This is a genomic window from Yoonia rosea, assembly GCF_900156505.1.
GTDB classification, from domain to species: domain Bacteria; phylum Pseudomonadota; class Alphaproteobacteria; order Rhodobacterales; family Rhodobacteraceae; genus Yoonia; species Yoonia rosea.
Map to the genome: position 1 here is coordinate 580,764 of NZ_FTPR01000001.1, position 18,759 is coordinate 599,522.

At 57.9% G+C, this 18,759-nt stretch carries 14 protein-coding genes and 1 pseudogene; 9 read left to right on the plus strand and 6 right to left on the minus strand.

What is annotated here, in order from left to right:
- The first annotated feature begins 103 nt into the window (after positions 1-103).
- The 3 genes from guaB to B0B09_RS02785 all read left to right on the plus strand — a co-directional run bounded on the left by guaB (position 104) and on the right by B0B09_RS02785 (position 5,158).
- Positions 104-1,552, plus strand: a complete 1,449-nt coding sequence (gene guaB / locus B0B09_RS02775) for an IMP dehydrogenase (protein ID WP_055292635.1) — start codon at positions 104-106, stop codon at positions 1,550-1,552.
- Positions 1,553-1,555: 3 nt separating this feature from the next.
- Complete coding sequence (locus tag B0B09_RS02780; RefSeq protein ID WP_076658279.1) at positions 1,556-2,716, plus strand: RsmB/NOP family class I SAM-dependent RNA methyltransferase; 1,161 nt, start codon at positions 1,556-1,558, stop codon at positions 2,714-2,716.
- A 99-nt stretch (positions 2,717-2,815) separates the two neighbouring features.
- Positions 2,816-5,158 (plus strand): ATP-binding response regulator, encoded by a 2,343-nt coding sequence (locus B0B09_RS02785; RefSeq protein ID WP_076659752.1) that lies wholly within the window; start codon positions 2,816-2,818, stop codon positions 5,156-5,158.
- Between the two features lie 19 nt (positions 5,159-5,177).
- On the opposite strand, the gene B0B09_RS02790 is transcribed toward B0B09_RS02785, so the two are convergent.
- From B0B09_RS02790 to B0B09_RS02800, 3 genes are read right to left on the minus strand one after another with little or no spacing between them, the layout of a single operon-like run.
- Entirely contained in the window at positions 5,178-6,149 is a 972-nt protein-coding gene (locus tag B0B09_RS02790) for a glucokinase (RefSeq protein WP_055292637.1), read from the minus strand.
- Positions 6,150-6,157: 8 nt separating this feature from the next.
- Complete coding sequence (locus B0B09_RS02795; RefSeq protein WP_076658280.1) at positions 6,158-7,480, minus strand: GH1 family beta-glucosidase; 1,323 nt, start codon at positions 7,478-7,480, stop codon at positions 6,158-6,160.
- A gap of 1 nt (position 7,481) precedes the next feature.
- Positions 7,482-8,513, minus strand: a complete 1,032-nt coding sequence (locus B0B09_RS02800; protein WP_076658281.1) for a substrate-binding domain-containing protein — start codon at positions 8,511-8,513, stop codon at positions 7,482-7,484.
- Between the two features lie 276 nt (positions 8,514-8,789).
- Here B0B09_RS02800 and B0B09_RS02805 point away from each other — a divergent pair.
- The 6 genes and pseudogenes from B0B09_RS02805 (at position 8,790) to B0B09_RS02830 (ending at position 16,121) form a co-directional block, all read left to right on the plus strand.
- Positions 8,790-10,149, plus strand: a pseudogene (locus tag B0B09_RS02805) (ABC transporter substrate-binding protein).
- 104 nt (positions 10,150-10,253) lie between these two features.
- Positions 10,254-11,261 (plus strand): carbohydrate ABC transporter permease, encoded by a 1,008-nt coding sequence (locus B0B09_RS02810; protein ID WP_055292641.1) that lies wholly within the window; start codon positions 10,254-10,256, stop codon positions 11,259-11,261.
- Positions 11,261-12,418, plus strand: a complete 1,158-nt coding sequence (locus B0B09_RS02815; RefSeq protein WP_076658282.1) for a carbohydrate ABC transporter permease — start codon at positions 11,261-11,263, stop codon at positions 12,416-12,418. The genes B0B09_RS02810 and B0B09_RS02815 overlap by 1 nt, the downstream gene beginning before the upstream one ends.
- 129 nt (positions 12,419-12,547) lie before the next feature.
- On the plus strand, positions 12,548-14,164 hold the full coding sequence (locus B0B09_RS02820) for an alpha-glucosidase (protein ID WP_076659754.1): 1,617 nt from the start codon (positions 12,548-12,550) through the stop codon (positions 14,162-14,164).
- A 17-nt stretch (positions 14,165-14,181) separates the two neighbouring features.
- Complete coding sequence (locus tag B0B09_RS02825; RefSeq protein WP_055292643.1) at positions 14,182-15,273, plus strand: ABC transporter ATP-binding protein; 1,092 nt, start codon at positions 14,182-14,184, stop codon at positions 15,271-15,273.
- 80 nt (positions 15,274-15,353) lie between these two features.
- Complete coding sequence (locus B0B09_RS02830; RefSeq protein ID WP_076658283.1) at positions 15,354-16,121, plus strand: HpcH/HpaI aldolase family protein; 768 nt, start codon at positions 15,354-15,356, stop codon at positions 16,119-16,121.
- Positions 16,122-16,194: 73 nt separating this feature from the next.
- Here the strand turns inward: B0B09_RS02830 and B0B09_RS02835 are convergent, their stop codons facing one another.
- The 3 genes from B0B09_RS02835 to B0B09_RS02845 are packed head-to-tail and all read right to left on the minus strand — an operon-like array spanning position 16,195 to position 18,542.
- Positions 16,195-17,262 (minus strand): methyltetrahydrofolate cobalamin methyltransferase, encoded by a 1,068-nt coding sequence (locus B0B09_RS02835; RefSeq protein ID WP_055292645.1) that lies wholly within the window; start codon positions 17,260-17,262, stop codon positions 16,195-16,197.
- A 12-nt stretch (positions 17,263-17,274) separates the two neighbouring features.
- Positions 17,275-18,204, minus strand: a complete 930-nt coding sequence (locus B0B09_RS02840) for a methylenetetrahydrofolate reductase (RefSeq protein ID WP_076659755.1) — start codon at positions 18,202-18,204, stop codon at positions 17,275-17,277.
- 41 nt (positions 18,205-18,245) lie between these two features.
- On the minus strand, positions 18,246-18,542 hold the full coding sequence (locus B0B09_RS02845; RefSeq protein ID WP_055292646.1) for a virulence factor: 297 nt from the start codon (positions 18,540-18,542) through the stop codon (positions 18,246-18,248).
- Between the last annotated feature and the right edge of the window lie 217 nt (positions 18,543-18,759).

Below are 18,759 nucleotides of genomic sequence, written 5' to 3' on the forward strand. Positions count from 1 at the left end.
TGGCCAGTCACAAGCTAGCTTTTCAACCAGTTAGGTCTTTCGGTTCTTCATTATCCATGCAATAGGGACGTGCCAACGATACCACGACAAAGGAGACTGGTTGATGGAGATTCGCGAGGCACTCACCTTTGATGATGTTCTGTTGGTGCCGGGGGCGTCCAGTGTGCTGCCGTCGACTGCGGACACGCGCACCCGCGTGACCCAATCCATCAGCATGAATATCCCGCTTTTGTCCAGCGCAATGGATACTGTGACCGAAAGCCGCATGGCAATTGCTATGGCGCAGGCCGGTGGCATCGGTGTGGTCCACAAGAACCTCAACATCGAGGATCAGGCCAAGGAAATCCGCAGGGTCAAGCGCTTTGTCTCTGGCACAGTCTACAACCCCGTCACCTTGCGCCCCGATCAAACCTTGGCCGATGCCAAGGCGCTGATGGAGCGTTACCGGATCACCGGTTTCCCCGTTGTCGGCGAGGGTGGCAAGGTTGTCGGCATCGTCACCAACCGTGACATGCGCTTTGCGCAAGATGACAACACACCTGTCAGCGTGATGATGACGACGGATAATCTGGCCATTCTGCGTGAACCCGCCGATCTGGACGAGGCGCGCTCCTTGATGCAATCGCGCCGGATCGAAAAACTGTTGATCACCGATGACAAGGGCAAGCTGACAGGCTTGTTGACACTTAAGGATAGCGAACAGGCGGTACTGAACCCGATAGCCTGCAAAGACGGATTGGGCCGTTTGCGTGTTGCTGCGGCCTCTGGCGTGGGCGATGCCGGGTTCGAGCGGACCCAGGCGCTTGTCGAAGCGGGCGTTGATATGATCGTGATTGATACCGCCCATGGCCATTCCGAGGGTGTCGCCAAGGCTGTTGAACGCGCCAAGATGCTGTCCAACGAGGTGCAGATCGTGGCCGGTAATATTGCAACGGCCGAGGCGGCCAAGGCGCTGATCGGTTCGGGGGCAGATGCGGTGAAGGTCGGTATCGGGCCGGGCTCGATCTGTACGACCCGCATGGTTGCGGGTGTCGGTGTTCCGCAGCTGACGGCGATCATGGATTGCGCGGCTGGTGCAGGCGATGTGCCTGTCATTGCCGATGGCGGTATCAAGTTTTCGGGCGATTTCGCCAAGGCGATTGCGGCAGGTGCGTCCTGCGCGATGGTCGGCTCAATGATCGCCGGTACCGATGAAAGCCCCGGTGAGGTGATCCTCTATCAAGGCCGGTCTTTCAAATCCTATCGCGGGATGGGGAGCCTTGGCGCAATGGCCAGCGGATCAGCCGACCGCTATTTCCAGAAAGAGGCAGCCAGCGATAAACTCGTGCCCGAGGGGATCGAGGGGCAGGTGCCTTACAAAGGTTCGGCCCATGCTGTTGTGCACCAACTTGTCGGCGGTCTGCGCGCGGCGATGGGCTATACCGGTTGTGCCACGATTGACGAGATGCGCAAGAATTGCACCTTCGTTAAGATCACCGGTGCGGGCCTGAAAGAAAGTCACGTCCATGATGTGCAGATTACCCGCGAAAGCCCGAATTACCGGATCGGATAGGGCATGACCCCCGGCGCACGTGTGGCCGCCGCAATTGCGGTGCTGGACCAAATTCAGGCGGGGGCTGTTGCCGAGCAGGCGCTGACAGCCTGGGCGCGGGGTAGCCGTTTTGCCGGATCCAAAGACCGCGCTGCGGTGCGCGATCATGTTTTTGACGTGCTGCGCGCGAAACGCTCGCTCGGTGATGGCGCTGGTCGGGAATTGATGCAGCGTCTTGCCCAGCGTGAAAGCTGGCCCATGACCGAGCTGTTTTCCGGCGATGGCCACGCGCCCGACCCGCTCACGGCTGAAGAAATGGCGGCGCTTGATGCGCCGCTGACGCTTTCTGTCCCGGCCCGCTGCGATCTGCCGGATTGGCTCTGGCCGCTGTGGCAGGAAAGCCTGGGTGAACGCGCCGAAGCGGTCGCAATGGTGCAGCAGGGCCGTGCCGACGTCTTCTTGCGCGTGAACATGCGCAAAGGATCGGTGACTGCGGCCATGGATGCGCTTGCCAAAGACGGTGTGACGGTCATTGCGCATCCTGATGTTGCAGGCTGTCTGCGTGTTACCGGCAATCCGCGCCGTGTCAAAACCGCGGCCGCCTATCTGTCAGGACTGGTGGAATTGCAGGACGCGGCATCGCAACGGGCCGTGCGCCGGGTTGCTGTGCCGGATGGTGCCCGCGTATTGGACTATTGCGCCGGTGGCGGCGGCAAGGCGCTGGCCTTTGCCGATCTATACGAGGCGACAGTATTTGCCCATGATATCGCCCCGCAGCGGATGCGCGATCTGCCCGTCCGTGCGGCGCGGGCCGGTGTGACGATTACGCCTCTCGCGACTGAGGCGCTTGCCAAGGCGGGGAAATTTGATGTCGTGTTTTGCGACGCACCTTGCACCGGAAGCGGGACGTGGCGGCGCACGCCGGATGCAAAATGGCGTTTGGGGCCTGAAGATCTGGCGCATGTCATGCAATCACAGGATGAAGTGCTTAACGCTTCAGCCCCGCTTGTCGCGGATGCTGGCCTGCTGGTTTATGCAACCTGCTCAATCCTGTCAGATGAAAACAGCCGCAGAGTTCGAGCCTTCTGCCAGCGCAATCCCGACTGGCATATCATTGAAGAGCATCAGGACCTTCCTGATGCAAACGGCGATGGCTTTTATACCTGCGCGCTGCGCAGAAGGTAATACAACCTAGAATTGCAAACGGTGCTTTGCTATCTTGCATTAAGGTTAACTTAAGCGTTCTGCGTTTAAGGTGCCTTATCGCGTTGTGAGGTGTGTGCATTGCCTTTTGATCAGTCGTTTACGGCAGAGCGGCCCAAAGTGCCTGCCGGTCTGCCACCGGTCCTGCATCTTTTTGTAGCTGGATGTCTGTGTTTTGCCGTGGCCGTTTTGATGCCTGTGCCTGCACTTTATTTCGGCTTTGCGATCTGCGGGGGCATCTTGGTTGTGACTGCGGGTTTTGTTGGGGTCGCGCTCAAACTTGATCAGCGCGCGGCGCACCGGTTACGCGCAATGGCGCATACGATCATTGCCCATGACACGGGCATCGGATTTGTCACAGATGGTACAGGGCTTATTCGGTATGCGAATGCCGGTGCGCATGACCGCTTTGGTGCCACGGAAGGGACCGGGCTGGCGCAGGTTCTTGGGGCGATGTTGGCCAACCCGTACAGTGTGTTGTCGCAGATTATTGCACAGGCAGGGCCGACGGGCGCAAAGACAGAAGATATTGTCACGCGCGGCGGGCATTTCCGCTTGCGCCTCTTGATCATGGGCGAGGCTTGCCAGATCTGGTGGCTGGATGATCTCAGCGTTGCTGGACGGGCAGGGCGCGCGCGGCCGCAACCGGCGACTTTTCCGATGCTGACGGTGGGACCAAGTGGTCAAGTGATCCAGATGAACGAAAGTTTCCGCAAGTTGGTGGGGCCTTCGTTCCGTACGCTCGAGGATGTTTTTGATGAGCTGCCGCTGCGGTCTGGCCAACCCCAGGTCTTACGTGGATTGCAGGGGCGGAAAGACGTGGTGCTGGCGATCACGGAAGGCAGCGACGAGACGCGTGATATCTATGTCCTTCCCGGTGCGCCGATCTCGGCGACCCCGCCGATGTTCGAACCTGGCTGGGATGCCATTGAAAATCTCCCTGTGCCTTTGATGAAAATTGCGCCGGATGGGGTGCTGCTGGCTACGAACCGCGAGGCACGCCAGCTGTTGAATATCGGGGCGACACGCGGTCGACATGTGGCTGATGTGCTTGACGGGCCGGGGCGGCCCATCAACGACTGGCTTGGCGAAGCATTGGCCGGACAGGCGGGGCATGTATCACAGTTTCTGCATGGCCGTGGCGACAAACAGGACACCTTTGTTCAGGTCACACTGAACACGGCCGGTTCCCCCGATGACCTGCATGTGATCGCCGTGTTGAACGATATCACAGAGCTAAAGACGCTTGAGGCGCAATTCGTTCAAAGCCAGAAGATGCAGGCGATTGGCCAGCTTGCAGGTGGTGTGGCCCATGATTTCAACAATCTGCTGACTGCGATTTCGGGGCATTGTGAACTTTTGCTGTGCAACCACGATGAACATGACCGCGATTACAGCGATTTGATCCAGATCCACCAGAATACCAACCGCGCCGCGAGCCTTGTTGGACAACTGCTGGCGTTTTCGCGCAAACAGACCCTGCAACCCGAAGCGCTTGATTTGCGCGATACGCTGTCAGACCTGACGCATCTGTTGAACCGTCTTGTCGGAGAGAAAGTGTCGCTCAAGCTCGAGCATGACAATCAATTGGCGCGGATCAAGGCCGATAAACGGCAGCTCGAGCAGGTTTTGATGAACCTTGTGGTGAATGCCCGCGATGCGATGCAGGGTGCGGGTGAAATCCGTGTCGTGACGAAAAATACGCATCTCAAAACCGCGTTGCACCGCGACCGCGCCACTGTGCCGCCGGGCGATTATGTCTTGGTCAAAGTGATTGATGAAGGACATGGTATTCCGAGTGACAAGCTGGAAAAGATCTTTGAACCCTTCGTGACGACCAAACGGGTGGGTGAGGGAACCGGGCTTGGGTTATCCACGGCCTACGGAATCGTGAAACAGTCCGGCGGCTATATTTTTGTCGACAGCGAGGTCGGTGTCGGCGCGACGTTTTCACTGTTGTTCCCGAGCCATACACCAACGGAAGAAGTCGCAGAACCTGTGGCACCGGTTGCGAGCCTGCCCATCAAAACCAGCGCCGACGGCGTTGTGCTGCTGGTCGAGGACGAGGCACCGGTGCGCGCCTTTGCCGCCCGTGCCCTACGCTTGCGCGGCTATACCGTTCTGGAAGCGGATTGCGCCGAGGCCGCTTTGGAGCTTTTGGAAAATGCGGAGCTGCATATCGATATCTTTGTGACCGACGTCATCATGCCCGGTCAGGATGGCCCGACCTGGGTGCGCAAGGCGCTGCTGCAGCGCCCGCAAACGCGGGTTGTTTTCGTGTCTGGTTATCCCGAAGACGCTTTTGATGATGGCCAGCCAGAAGTGCTCGGGGCCGCATTCCTGCCCAAGCCGTTCTCGCTCAAGGCTTTGACCGACACTGTGCAGGAACAGCTTCAGGGGTCGCCAACATTGGAACAGGCCTGACAGGTGCTGTGAGCCGACGTTATCGCCCGATTGCAACCAGATGCGCCGCTGATCCGGTCAGGGCGGCGTAGTCATCCTCGATCACATGGACTGCAAAGTTACCCATGAAGCCTGCAAAGCGGCCCTTGTCGCGAAACGCGTCACCAAACCCGAATTGAGTCAGATGCGGTGCAAATGCGCGCGCCACGCCACCGGCCAGATACACCCCGCCAAAGGGCAGCTGGATCAATGACAGGTTGCCACAAACGGTCCCAAGAATGCGCGTGAAAAGCTGGGCGGCCTCGACAGCACGGGTGTCTGATCCGTCGGCGCAGGCGGTCATGATCTCTTGTGCGCTGCGTTCCCGCGGATCCTCGGCTTCACGTCCAAGGAATGCATAAACACGCTCAAGCCCGCGGCCGGAAAGGACATCTTCAACTGCAGGAAACCCGTGCGCAGTGGAGACAAACTGACACAACCGCAACTCCATCTCGTTGCGGATCGGCAGGTTCGCATGGCCGCTTTCAGAGGGCGTAACGATGCGCCCGTGTTCCAAATCATACACCGGTGCCGCGTTAAAGCCGGTGCCGACACCGATCACCAGTTTCGCCGCATTCTGGCTGCTGTCAGGGCCCGGCAGGATGGTACGAATATTCGCCGGATCAATGTGCCCCAAGGCATGACCCTGCGCCTGCAAGTCATTCAGAATTGCGACGGTTTCCGCTTTGGTGGCGCGGGCCAGCGTGTCCTTGTCAATTGTCCAGTCGAGGTTCGTCATCGTGGCGCGCCCGTCACGCACGGGCCCCGCCACCGCAACACAGGCCGCAACAGGGTCAACCCCGCCTTCGTCTTCGATATAGCGACGCAGCACGCTTTCAAGTCCGGGAAATTCACTGTTGTGATAGCGCCGGATCGTGCTGTCGATGATCATGCGCCCATCGGCCAAGGCGACACGCGTGTTGGTGCCGCCAATATCGGCAACCAGTGAATAGGTATCTGCGGGATGTGCCATGGTGTTCCTTAACGCGCGATCGCGGATTTCAGCGCGTGATAGGATGCTTTCGGTGTGCGCTTCAAGGTCTCAAAATCCACGTGAATGATGCCAAACCGCTTTTCATAGCCGAAGGCCCATTCGTAATTGTCCAGCAGTGACCAGTAAAAGAAGCCCTGCACATTCGCGCCTGCATCAATGGCGCGCTTTGTTGCCAGGATGTGATCATTGATGAATTGGGTGCGTTCGGGATCGGACACGCCACCGTTTACAAGATGGTCATCCCAGGCCATGCCGTTTTCCGTCACAAAGATGGGCAGATCGCCGACATAGTCCTGCGATAGGCGCGTCAGGAAAGATTGCAGTCCGTCCGGATAAATCTCCCACCCCATCTGGGTCTTGGCACCTGGGCCTTCCTCGGATGCGACATGGGGCCAAACCATGCTGTCATCACGGGTGACCTTGTGGCGGGTGTAATAGTTCACACCCAGAAAATCGATTGGCTGGCTGATCTGTGCCATGTCGTCCTGCCAGCCCGCCGGCATATGCGGGGACAGACCCGCAAGCGCCTCTTCGGGGTAGGTGCCTTTGGTCACGGCTTCGATGAACCAGCGGTTGTTGATTGCGTCCATCGTGGCCGCGGCCTGTGCGGCCTCTGGCGTGTCGTCCTTGGGGTCGGTGTGATCAAAGTTAAGAACGATCCCGCAGTTCTTCATGCCCTTGCCGCGCAGGCGCGTCATCGCCTCGCCATGGGCAAGATTGATGTGGTGCATCGCGCGTGCTGCGGCGCGGATATCCTTCAGACCCGGCGCGTGATGGCCCAGAAAATGCGACAGATACGAGATACACCACGGCTCGTTGATCGTGGCGATCGCATGGATACGGTCACCGATCCGGTCGGTGATCACATCTGTGAAATCACCGAAATACTTGCAGGTGTCACGGTTCATCCAGCCACCCTGATCGGCCAGGGCACTGGGCAGTTCCCAGTGATAGAGCGTCTGAAACGGCTGCAAGCCGCGTTCCAGCATGGCATCGACCAAGCGATCATAGAAATCCAGACCCGCAGGGTTCGGTGTCCGCCCGTCCGGCATCACCCGCGCCCAAGAGGTGGAAAACCGGTAAGCGTCCATGCCCGCATCTTTCAGCAGATCAAGGTCCTCGGCAAAACGGTGATAGTGGTCGCAAGCGAGCGCACCATCCTCGCCCCGCACCACATTGCCCGGACCTGCGGCAAAAGTATCCCAATGGGTCGGACCCGCGCCGCCGAATTTATGGCCCTCGATCTGGTAAGCGGCTGTGGCCGCCCCAAAGACGAAACCTTGGGGGAAATCTGAGCGTTTAAAGTCCATGTCAGTCCTTTCGCGGGGCAGGGCCGGTTGATGTTCCGACAACAAGTTCCGCTTCTAGCAGTTTGGTTTGTGGTGGACGCGCGGGGTTCTCGATCGCGTCAAGCAGCATTTGCGCCAACTGGCGCCCTGCTTCGCGCACCGAGGACCGTGTGGCGGTAAAAATCGGGGTGTCGCCCCCGTTCTTGAGGTACGACAAGACGTCGTCATGGCTGATCACCGAGACATCGCTGCCCATCACCAGCCCCTTTTCCTCAATCGCGCGGCGCACGCCAAGGGCGCTGATCATCGAAGAGCAGAGAATGGCGGTCGGCGCGTCCTCAAGAGCAAGCATCTGCCGTGCGCTGACATAGCCGAAATCCTCGGTCATTTCGCCCGAACGCATCAAATTCGGATCGGGTGTCACACAATGTTCAGTCAGCGATGCAACATAGCCGTTGCGCCGCCGATAGGCGAAATCCATGAATTCCAGACCGTTTACCAAACCGATCCGCTGATGTCCGAGATCGAACAAGAAATCAGTGGCGCGTTTGAACGCATTGCGGTTGTTCATATCGAGCCACGCATATGGCGTTTCGTTGACCGAAGCACGGCCATGCACGGCGAAGGGCAGATCAAGTTTATGCAAGAGGGGGATCCGCGGATCATCCATGACGGGACCATGCACAATCACCCCATCAACTGCGCGCCGTGATTTGAGCCCTTGATAAATCCTGCGCTCGTCGTCGTCGGCGACAATGGACAAGATCATTTCAAATCCGTTACGCGAATATGTTTCGCCAGCTCCTGCGATAAAGTCGCCAAAAACCGGATTAACCATCTCATGTTTGCTGGAAAGCGGGATCACATGGCCGATCGCCAGAGCTTTGCCCGTCGCCAGCCCTTTGGCCCGCGTTGACGGGCTATAGTTGAAAGTGCGGGCGGCCTCTTCAACCCGGCGTCGCGTGGCCGTGCTCACCTCGGGATAGCCGTTCAATGCCCGGCTCACGGTTGTTTGGCTAAGCCCCAGATTTTGAGAAAGTTCTTTTAAATTCATGGGGTCAGGCGATTATCCAAAGCGCTTTCAAGCATGTGGTTGACGTATGCGCGATCAAGGCAAATCGTGCGACTTGCCTTTTGAGTAGCATGATTTCTTGGAAATCCAAGGCAAATTTTAGCGCTAACAGTGCCGTATTGACAGACGCTTAAACTTGACCGACTGTGAGTAAATCCAAAGCGCTTTGGAATTTTGATTCCTTGACGCGGAAGGGAATGATCGCACGAAAGTGCATTAAAGGACGCGTTGATCTTGGCGCGATTGGGAGGAAATTCTATGATTACGAAACTGTATGCCAGCGTGGCAGCGGTTGCTCTGACTGCGAGTGCTGCAACCGCGGCAGGCCATCTTGCGTTTACGCCGGGTGAGGGTGATTTCAGCTGGGACGTCTACAATGAGTGGGCCGCAAATGCACCGGATCTGACCGGTCAGGACGTGACTGTTTTCGGGCCTTGGCTGTCACCAGAGGACGATATTTTCCGTTCGATGATCGCCTACTTTACCGAAGCAACAGGCGCAAATGTGACCTATGCGGGCTCGGACGGCTTTGAGCAGCAGATTGTCATTGACGCCGAGGCAGGCAGCCCACCGAAACATCGCTGTTTTCCCGCAGCCGGGTCTTGCCGCGAACATGGCGTCGCAGGGGCTGTTGGACCCGCTTGGTCCGGACATGGCATCTTGGGTGGCTGAGAACTATGCCGCGGGTCAGTCCTGGGTTGATCTGGGTACCTATGCCGACGCCAATGGCGACGATCAGTTCTACGGCTTCTTCTACAACGTGAACGTGAAGTCGCTTGTCTGGTATGTGCCAGAGAACTTTGAAGATGCAGGGTACGATATTCCGGAAACCATGGAAGATCTGATCGCCCTGTCAGAGCAGATCATCGCAGACGGCGGCACACCTTGGTGCATCGGTCTGGGTTCGGGTCCTGCGACAGGTTGGCCCGCGACAGACTGGGTTGAGGACATCATGCTGCGCACGCAATCCCCCGAGGATTATGATGCATGGGTCGTAAATGACCTGCCGTTCAACGATCCAAAAGTGATCGAGGCCATTGAAACATTCGGCATGTTTGCCAAGAATGATGCAATGGTTGCAGGCGGGTCCGCTGCGGTCGGTTCAACTGACTTCCGCGACAGCCCAGCAGGTTTGTTCTCGTCACCGCCACAGTGCTACATGCACAAGCAGGCGTCGTTCATTCCGGCATTCATGCCCGAGGACGTTGTGATCGGTGAAGACGCAGACTTCTTCTACTTCCCGTCCTTCGCAAGCAAAGATCTGGGTAATCCGGTTCTGGGCGGCGGTACCTTGATGGCTGTGACAGATGCGTCTGACGCGACAATGGCCTTCATGGAGTTCCTCCAGCAGCCACTGGCACACGAAGTGATGATGGCGCAGACAGGCTTCCTTACACCACACTCCGGCGTCAATCTGGATACATATGCAGATGCGACACTGCGTGGTCAGGGTGAAATCCTGCTGAACTCGACCACATTCCGTTTTGACGGGTCTGACCTGATGCCCGGCGCCATTGGTGCTGGTACATTCTGGACAGGTATGGTCGACTATGTAGGCGGTGCATCCGCGCAAGAAGTCGGCGATGCGATCCAGCAAAGCTGGGACGCGCTGAAGTAATCAGCCCAAGCTGACACGACATAGGGTTCGGGCGGGCAACTGTCCGGACCTTTCAGCGGCGCAACATGCGGCCGTCTGAGATACACAGCGAAGGGGAGGGCGCTATGAATCCGGCATTACAGGGATTGATCACCATCATTATCGGGGTCGGGGGCTGCGTAGGTTACTTCTACGGCGCGAACCTCTTTCTTGATAAGGTGCTTTTCAAAGCAGAAGGTCCCAATGCGGGCCGCAATATCAACCGCGCCAATATGATCCGGCCTTGGGTGTTTCTGATGCCCGCCTTGCTGGCCCTGGGTCTTTATCTTGCCTATCCCGTCTTCGCGACACTCCGCCTCAGCTTCCTAGAGCGTTTGCCCGGCAACGAATATGCTTTTGTCGGTTTTGAGAATTACAGCAAGATGTTCGCCGAGCCGAAGTTCATGGAGGCGATGCTGAACAACGTCCTCTGGCTGGTCGTTGTGCCTGCCGCCGCGACTGCCTTTGGTTTGCTGGCCGCCCAACTGACCGACCGCCTGAAATGGGGCAATATCGCGAAATCCATCGTGTTTATGCCGATGGCGATTTCCTTTGTCGGTGCGGCGGTGATCTTTAAACTGGTCTATGAGGCCCGTCCCGAAGACGTGGCCCAGATCGGTATCCTGAACCATCTTTACCTGACCTTTGGCGGCGACGCGCCGGTGCAATGGTTGCAGGTGCCATTCTGGAACAACTTCTTTCTGATGGCCGTACTGATCTGGATCCAGACCGGTTTTGCCATGGTGATCCTCTCTGCCGCCCTGCGCGGTATTCCCGAGGAAACGATCGAGGCCGCCGTGATTGACGGTGCAAACCCGTTCCAGATTTTCTTCAAGATCAAAGTCCCGCAGATCATGTCCACCATCGTGGTGGTCTGGACGACGATCACGATTGCCACGCTCAAGGTCTTTGATATCGTGTTCGCCATGACCAACGGCCAGTGGGAAACGCAGGTTCTGGCCAACTATATGTACGACAAATTGTTCCGCGCGAACGATTGGGGCATGGGCTCGGCCTCGGCGATGATTATCATGCTGATGGTGACGCCGATCCTTGTCTGGAACGTCTATAACGCACGCAAGGAGATGCAGTAATGGATGCGATTGCAGGACGTAAGCCCGCCGTCGTATGGGCGCTGAACATCTCGGTCGTGGCGCTTGTGGCGCTGTGGCTGTTTCCGACTTTGGGGCTCTTGGTGTCGTCGTTCCGGACGGGTGACCAGATCACAGCCTCGGGCTGGTGGTCCTCCTTCCTGCCCGCAGAGCAGACGATCCAGTTGCGTGTGGCCGATCCGGACGACGCCCGTGTCGATCTGGGCAACGGCCGTTTCATGGTCGAGGGCAACATCTTTGACGGACAGGATTTCGAAGGTGAACTGCGGTCTTGGGCCACATCCAGCCGCGACCTTGGTGCCTTCCAGCCCGGTGACGTGAATGATCTGGGTGATGGTGAGACACTCACAGTGCAGGCCGACGGTGCCTATGTCTGGGAAGGCGATGATGACCAGATCAGTGGCCGCGCTCAGCGTGTGTTCCTTGATGTCACGACACCGCCGGATTTCACGCTCGATAACTATAGCTTCGTGCTTTTCGATGAAGATAACTCGGAAGGCATGGCCAAGGCGTTTATGAACACGCTGACGGTTGTCATCCCTGCCACGATCATCCCGATCCTGATTGCGGCCTTTGCGGCCTATGCACTGGCTTGGATGGATTTCCCGGGGCGCGCCTTGCTGATTGCGATCATCGTCGGGCTCTTGGTTGTGCCGCTGCAACTGGCCCTTATTCCGCTCCTGTCGCTGCACAACGCGATTGGTATCGGCAAAGGGTATTTGGGAACATGGCTTGCGCATACGGGATTTGGCCTGCCTCTGGCGATCTATCTGTTGCGCAACTACATGGTCGGCCTGCCGCGCGATATCATCGAGAACGCCAAAGTGGATGGTGCGACGGATTTCCAGATCTTTACCAAGATTATCCTGCCGCTCAGTTTTCCGGCGCTGGCTTCTTTCGCGATCTTCCAGTTTCTGTGGACATGGAACGACCTTCTCGTGGCCTTGGTGTTCCTGATTGACGCGACAGGTGAAACCACGGTCATGACCAAGCAGATCGTCGAATTGCTGGGCACCCGTGGCGGCGACTGGGAAATCCTCGCGACCTCGGCCTTTGTGTCGATCGCGGTGCCGCTCGCAGTCTTCTTTGCGATGCAAAAATACCTTGTCCGTGGCCTTCTGGCAGGATCAGTCAAATAAAATCACGCGCCCCGGGCCAGTCTCGGGGCAACACTTACGCCCTCTGAAAGATCCCGGATCAAACACCCGGGAAGGGGCATGGAATAGGAACGACACATTATGACGACGGCGCTGGCCAATAATACCGAAATGGCTGTGGACCAAGATTGGTGGCGGGGGGCGGTGATCTACCAGATTTACCCGCGCAGCTATCAGGACAGCAACGGCGACGGCATTGGCGATCTTTTGGGGATCGTGCAGCGCTTGCCCTACATCGCGTCGCTGGGTGTTGATGCAATCTGGATTTCGCCCTTCTTTATGTCGCCGATGAAAGACTTCGGCTATGACGTCAGCGACTATTGCGACGTTGACCCGATGTTCGGCTCGATTGCGGATTTTGATGCTGTTGTCGATACCGCACACCGTCTGGGCATCCGCGTGATGATTGATCTGGTCCTCAGCCACACGAGCGATCAGCACCCCTGGTTCGCCGAGAGCCGCAAGGACCGGACGAATGACAAAGCCAACTGGTATGTCTGGGCCGACCCCAAACCGGATGGAACGCCGCCGAACAACTGGCTGTCGATCTTTGGCGGCTCGGCCTGGCAGTGGGATGCGCGACGCGAACAGTACTATCTGCACAACTTCCTTGTGTCCCAGCCGGACCTGAATTTCCATGAGCCGCAGGTGCAAGAGGCGTTGCTGGATGTCGCGCGGTTCTGGTTGAACCGGGGCTGTGATGGCTTCCGCCTTGATACCATCAATTTCTACATGCACGACGCGCAGCTGCGCGACAATCCACCTTTGCCCAAGGAAAAACGCAACGCCAACATAGCGCCTTCGGTGAACCCCTATAACCACCAGGAACATCTTTATTCCAAGAACCAGCCCGAAAACATTGATTTTCTGCGCAAATTGCGGGCCGTGATGGAACCCTATGGCGCCGCTGCCGTGGGTGAAGTGGGCGATGCGCAGCGCGGGCTTGAGATCATGGGCCAGTATACCGCTGGCGATGACCTGATGCAGATGTGCTATGCCTTTGAATTTCTGGCCGCCGATCAACCGACCGCGGCGCGCATCGTTGATGTGATGGGGCAGGTGGATGAAAAGGCTGCTGACGGCTGGGCCTGCTGGGCGTTTTCCAATCACGATGTGGTGCGCCATGCGACGCGCTGGCATTTGCCGCCAGCGGCGCAGCGTATGTTCGCAACGCTCATTATGTGCCTGCGCGGGTCGGTCTGTATTTATCAGGGCGAAGAGCTCGGCCTGCCGGAGGCCGATGTCGCCTTTGAAGACCTTCAAGACCCCTATGGCATCGAGTTTTGGCCCGAGTTCAAAGGCCGTGACGGGTGCCGCACGCCGATGGTCTGGGACAGTGACAACCAGAACGGCGGGTTCTCGGATGCGCGGCCTTGGTTGCCTGTGGCGTCTGAGCATCTGCATCTGTCGGTCAAGGCGCAAGAGGACGAACCGGGCGCGTTGCTGCACCACTACCGCAAGGCCATCGCTTTCCGGCATTCGCATCCGGCACTCAGCATCGGTGAACATGACCGCATGCAGGCCACGGGCGATGTCGTGTATTTCACGCGGACAGCAGGCAAACAGACGATATTCTGCGCCTTCAACGTCAGTGAAACGCCATCCGATTTCGATCTGCCCGAGGGGAACTGGACACCGATCGGTGCCGAGCTGGGCAGTGCACATACATCTGCAGACGGAAGACTGCACCTTGGGCCGTGGCAGGTTTGCCTCGCGCTCAAGACATAATTCTAGGGGAGTGAGATATGGCTGATCTGAAACTAACGGACGTCGCCAAGACTTATGGCGGAACGGTCGATGTGCTCAAACACATTAATCTGGATATCAAAAAGGGCGAATTGATCGTCTTTGTTGGCCCGTCCGGTTGCGGCAAGTCCACTTTGTTGCGGATGATTGCGGGGCTCGAAAAGATCACGGGTGGCGAATTGCAGATTGATGGTCAGGTCGTCAACGACGTGCCCCCTGCGCAGCGCGGGATTGCCATGGTGTTCCAGTCCTACGCGCTCTATCCGCATATGACCGTGCGCGATAACATGTCGTTCGCGCTCAAGCTGGCCAAGAAATCACAGGCGGAGATTGACGAGGCGGTAAACCGCGCCGCAAAAATCCTGCAGCTGGATGATTATCTGGATCGTTTGCCCAAAGCGCTCTCGGGAGGACAGCGCCAGCGTGTTGCCATTGGCCGCTCGATCGTGCGTGATCCCAAAGTCTATCTTTTTGACGAGCCGCTTTCGAACCTTGACGCCGCCTTGCGTGTGGCCACACGGATCGAGATCGCGCAACTCAAGGAATCGATGCCTGACAGCACGATGATCTACGTGACCCACGACCAGGTCGAGGCGATGACACTGGCCACCCGCATCGTGGTGCTGGCCAACAAGGGGATCGCCCAGGTCGGCACCCCGCTCGAGCTTTACGAACGCCCCGAGAACGAATTTGTGGCGCAGTTTATCGGCTCTCCGGCCATGAACCTGCTGGCCGGTGAAATCGTGGAAACTGGCGCGCAAACCGTTGTCAAACTTGCCGGAGGTGGTCTGGTGAAATCGGCCGTGCCGACGCAGGCATCGGACAAAGGTTTGCAGGTGAACGTCGGTATTCGCCCCGAAGACATGGTTGAATCGTCGGGTGACGACTATGCCTTCGAAGGCAAGGTCAACATCACCGAAGCTCTGGGTGAGGTTACCTTGCTCTATTTTGACAAGGTCGGTGACAATGACGCCGTCATTGGCAAGCTGCCCGGTATCCACGCCGATCTGCGTGGTAAATCCGTACGTATGGCCGCGACGCCTGAGAAGGTGCAGATCTTCCATAACGGACAGTCGCTCTATTACAGATAAGGGTTCCTCCCGAGCGTAACGAGTTGCTTGTATCGCGCCGATGTGATCGCATCGGCGCGATTAATCATTGAGGTCCGACCATGCAAACACCCGTCAACCGACTGAAAGCCTCGCTTCAATCCGGTCAGATCCAGCACGGTATCTGGCTGACATCCGGCACAGCTGTGCTGGCCGAGCTTGCGGGGAACGCAGGCTTTGACTGGTGCCTGATTGATGGTGAACACGGCCCCAATACGGTAAGCGAGATGCTACCGCAATTACAGGCGCTGGCCATCAGCGGCACGCCCGCTGTTGTGCGGATCGCGAATGCCGAGGCGTGGATGGTCAAGCAGGTGCTTGATCTGGGGTGCCAGACGGTGCTGGTGCCGATGGTCGATGATGCGCAGACAGCGCAAAAGATGGCCCGTGCGATGCGCTATCCGCCCGACGGTAATCGCGGGATGGGGGCGGTTCTGGCGCGTGCGACGGGCTGGGGTGCGGTGCCCGATTATCCGCATACTGCGAATGCACAGGTGTGCTTGCTGGTGCAGGCCGAAAGTGCTGCCGCGGTTGAGAATATTGACGCAATTGCCGCGACGGATGGCGTGGACGGAGTGTTTGTCGGGCCTGCGGATTTGTCGGCGGATATGGGCTATCCGGGCCAGCCTGATCATCCGGAAGTGGAAAAGGCCATAGACCACCTGATTGCACGCACAGTCGCTGCCGGCAAGATAGCGGGGATCATCACCTTTGATGAAAGCCGTTTTGCCGAATACGCGGAAAAAGGCGTGACATTCCTGGGTGTTGGTGGGGACATGGCGGTGCTCAACACCGCCCTGCGCGGACTTGCAGGGCGGGTAGGGCGCTAGCCAATTTCTGACACAGAAATTGCCGCCAAATCCTCAAAGAGGATTTGTCACAGACTTTCGTGAAAGTCTGTTCTTAACCGCGGCGACGGCGCCCTGTCCGCGCGCGCCCTTCGCCCTCTTTGGGGGCCACGCGGTTGAACTTGATCCATTCGGACCCTGAAGGGTCATTGTCCGTCAGGAAGTTGGCAGCACGGATCGCTTCCATCTCTTTGCCCGCACGTGGCTTGGTTGAACCAAGGCCAAAAAGCGTCACGAATGTCTCGTCGTCAATGTCTTCCGGCAGGATGATCCCTGCAGCCAGAATTTCAGCTTTCTTTTCCGCGATCTTCTTGGGCCCGACCGGCAGTGCCACAGGGTTCATAATGGCCGATGTCATGCCGGCAGTCATTGCCATCGGCAGGAACGCGTTATTGATGCCGTGACGGTTGGGTAGACCAAAGCTGATGTTGGACGCACCACAGGTCGTGTTCACGCCCAGTTCTTCGCGCAAGCGCCGCACCAGCGTAAAAACCTGCAAACCGGCGGTTCCCATCGCGCCAATCGGCATGACCAGCGGGTCGACCACGATATCATGGGCTGGAATGCCAAAATCAGCGGCGCGTTCCACGATCTTCTTGGCGACCGCAAAGCGCACGTCCGGATCTTCCGAAATACCTGTGTCATCGTTTGAAATCGCCACCACCGGCACGTTGTATTTCTTCACCAGCGGCAGCACCAGTTCCAGTCGCTCTTCCTCGCCGGTGACAGAGTTCAGCAGGGGCCGCCCTTCGGCCGCGGCCAGACCGTTTTCCAAAGCGCCGGGAACCGAACTGTCGATGCAGAGCGGCACATCCACAATCGCCTGCACACGTTCGATCATTTCCTTCATCAGAGGCGGTTCAACAAAGTTGTTGTCCGCATAGCGCGGGTCTTCGGCCATCTTGTTCGAAAACACCGCACCCGAGTTGATATCAAGGATATTCGCGCCTGCCGCGACCTGTGCGATGGCGTCCGCCTCGACGCGGGAAAAATCACCGCGCTCCAGCTCTTCGGCCAGAATTTTGCGGCCTGTGGGGTTGATCCGTTCACCGATCACGCAAAAGGGCTGGTCGAACCCGATAATGGCAGTCTTGGTTTTGGATTCAACAATCGTGCGTGTCATTATGAGCGGTCCTTAGGATTGAGATGCGGGAACGGCAGAATCGCCGCCATTTTCGATGGCCCAGGTGGCATTCGTCTTGATGCCGCCAAGGGGGAAGAAGTGGACATTGGTGATATTGAAGTCCGGGTTGGCCGCCTTGTGCGCCGCCAGTTCCGTCAGGACCTCGGTTGGCTCATAGGGCAGCAGCAGCTTGGTCACATCCATCGCACGCTTTTGCAGCACCTTCAAAGAAGGCCCGACGCCGCAGGCAATGGCGAATTTGATCAGTGTTTGCAGCTTGGCCGGACCGGCAATGCCGATGTGAACAGGGATCGTGACGCCAGCGTCTTTCAGGGCGTCAGCCCAAGCGATAATCGGGCCTGCCTCAAAGGCGAATTGTGTGGCCAGCGCCATTTCGGCGTCAGTGGTGTCAGAGAATTTCTGTTTCCAGCGCAACGCCTCCATGACGTTCTTGTCCGACCCGTCCTTGTCGATGTCGCGGTTGCCTTCGGGGTGACCCGCGACATGCAGGCGCTTGAAGCCAGCCTTGTCGAACAGTCCGCTTTCCAGCAGTTGCATGGAGGAATGATAGTCGCCATGCGGTGTTGCCACGCCACCGGCCAGCAACAACGCCTGATCGACGCCCGCCTCGCCCTGATAGCGCGCAATCCAGTCGCCCAGCGTTGCCTCATTCTTGATGATCCGCGCGGGGAAGTGCGGCATCACCTTATAGCCGTCCGTTGCCAGCCGTTTGGCCGTTGCGACCATGTCTTCAATCGGTGTGCCCTCGATATGGGCGATATAGACCCGCGTGCCAGCGGGCAGCAGTTCGCGGAAGTCTTCCACTTTTTCGGCGGTGCGTGGCATCACTTCGATGGAATAATCCCTCAGGAAGGCTTCCATGTGGGCATTGACGGTCGGCGTGGCGACCGCTTTGGATTTGCGGAATGAGAGCAGCGACATAACGACCTCCGATAGGCGCGTGGGGAAAGGGGGCGGGGTCTTCAAGCCCAGCCATCATTAGCAATGAGCGTCTTGATGCGCTCTAGGTCATATTCAGCATCGATCTTGGCGACAGTGGCTTCTGCTGCCTCTTGATCGGTGCCATCGACAGGAATCGGATCAGCCTTGCGAAAACCGGCCATGTAATCATCAGACTCAGCCGCACCTGATTTCATCGCAGCACGGTCAATCGCCTGTTCAAACCGTTCCGGCAGGGGCAGCTTCACCCCGCGCCGTCCGCGGCCCACAATGACCTGCGCTGGCATGTCGCGCCAATAGACGATCGTGACGTCGGCCATATGTGATTCCTCTCGTTTCTCTTGCTCTCGTTCTATCATCGCATTGCCCCCTTCAATGTCGGTTTTCGACCTCCATTGTGCAGTGAGCGACGATGCGTTTGCTAACCGATCCGGACCGGGACGGCTATCGGCAGGCATCTTCAAATTTTGCATAATCGTTGTGAGCCGCGCGCGGGAATGCATGACAAGACTTGTGCAAAGTCCTTTCCCCGCCTAG

What these genes read in the sequence shown, in the direction of transcription:
- guaB (WP_055292635.1), top strand. Translation starts at nt 104, where the DNA reads ATGGAGATTCGCGAGGCACTCACCTTTGATGATGTTCTGTTGGTGCCG.
- B0B09_RS02780 (WP_076658279.1), top strand. Translation starts at nt 1,556, where the DNA reads ATGACCCCCGGCGCACGTGTGGCCGCCGCAATTGCGGTGCTGGACCAA.
- B0B09_RS02790 (WP_055292637.1), bottom strand. Translation starts at nt 6,149, where the DNA reads ATGGCACATCCCGCAGATACCTATTCACTGGTTGCCGATATTGGCGGC.
- B0B09_RS02795 (WP_076658280.1), bottom strand. Translation starts at nt 7,480, where the DNA reads ATGGACTTTAAACGCTCAGATTTCCCCCAAGGTTTCGTCTTTGGGGCG.
- B0B09_RS02800 (WP_076658281.1), bottom strand. Translation starts at nt 8,513, where the DNA reads ATGAATTTAAAAGAACTTTCTCAAAATCTGGGGCTTAGCCAAACAACC.
- B0B09_RS02810 (WP_055292641.1), top strand. Translation starts at nt 10,254, where the DNA reads ATGAATCCGGCATTACAGGGATTGATCACCATCATTATCGGGGTCGGG.
- B0B09_RS02815 (WP_076658282.1), top strand. Translation starts at nt 11,261, where the DNA reads ATGGATGCGATTGCAGGACGTAAGCCCGCCGTCGTATGGGCGCTGAAC.
- B0B09_RS02820 (WP_076659754.1), top strand. Translation starts at nt 12,548, where the DNA reads ATGGCTGTGGACCAAGATTGGTGGCGGGGGGCGGTGATCTACCAGATT.
- B0B09_RS02825 (WP_055292643.1), top strand. Translation starts at nt 14,182, where the DNA reads ATGGCTGATCTGAAACTAACGGACGTCGCCAAGACTTATGGCGGAACG.
- B0B09_RS02830 (WP_076658283.1), top strand. Translation starts at nt 15,354, where the DNA reads ATGCAAACACCCGTCAACCGACTGAAAGCCTCGCTTCAATCCGGTCAG.
- B0B09_RS02835 (WP_055292645.1), bottom strand. Translation starts at nt 17,262, where the DNA reads ATGACACGCACGATTGTTGAATCCAAAACCAAGACTGCCATTATCGGG.
- B0B09_RS02840 (WP_076659755.1), bottom strand. Translation starts at nt 18,204, where the DNA reads ATGTCGCTGCTCTCATTCCGCAAATCCAAAGCGGTCGCCACGCCGACC.
- B0B09_RS02845 (WP_055292646.1), bottom strand. Translation starts at nt 18,542, where the DNA reads ATGGCCGACGTCACGATCGTCTATTGGCGCGACATGCCAGCGCAGGTC.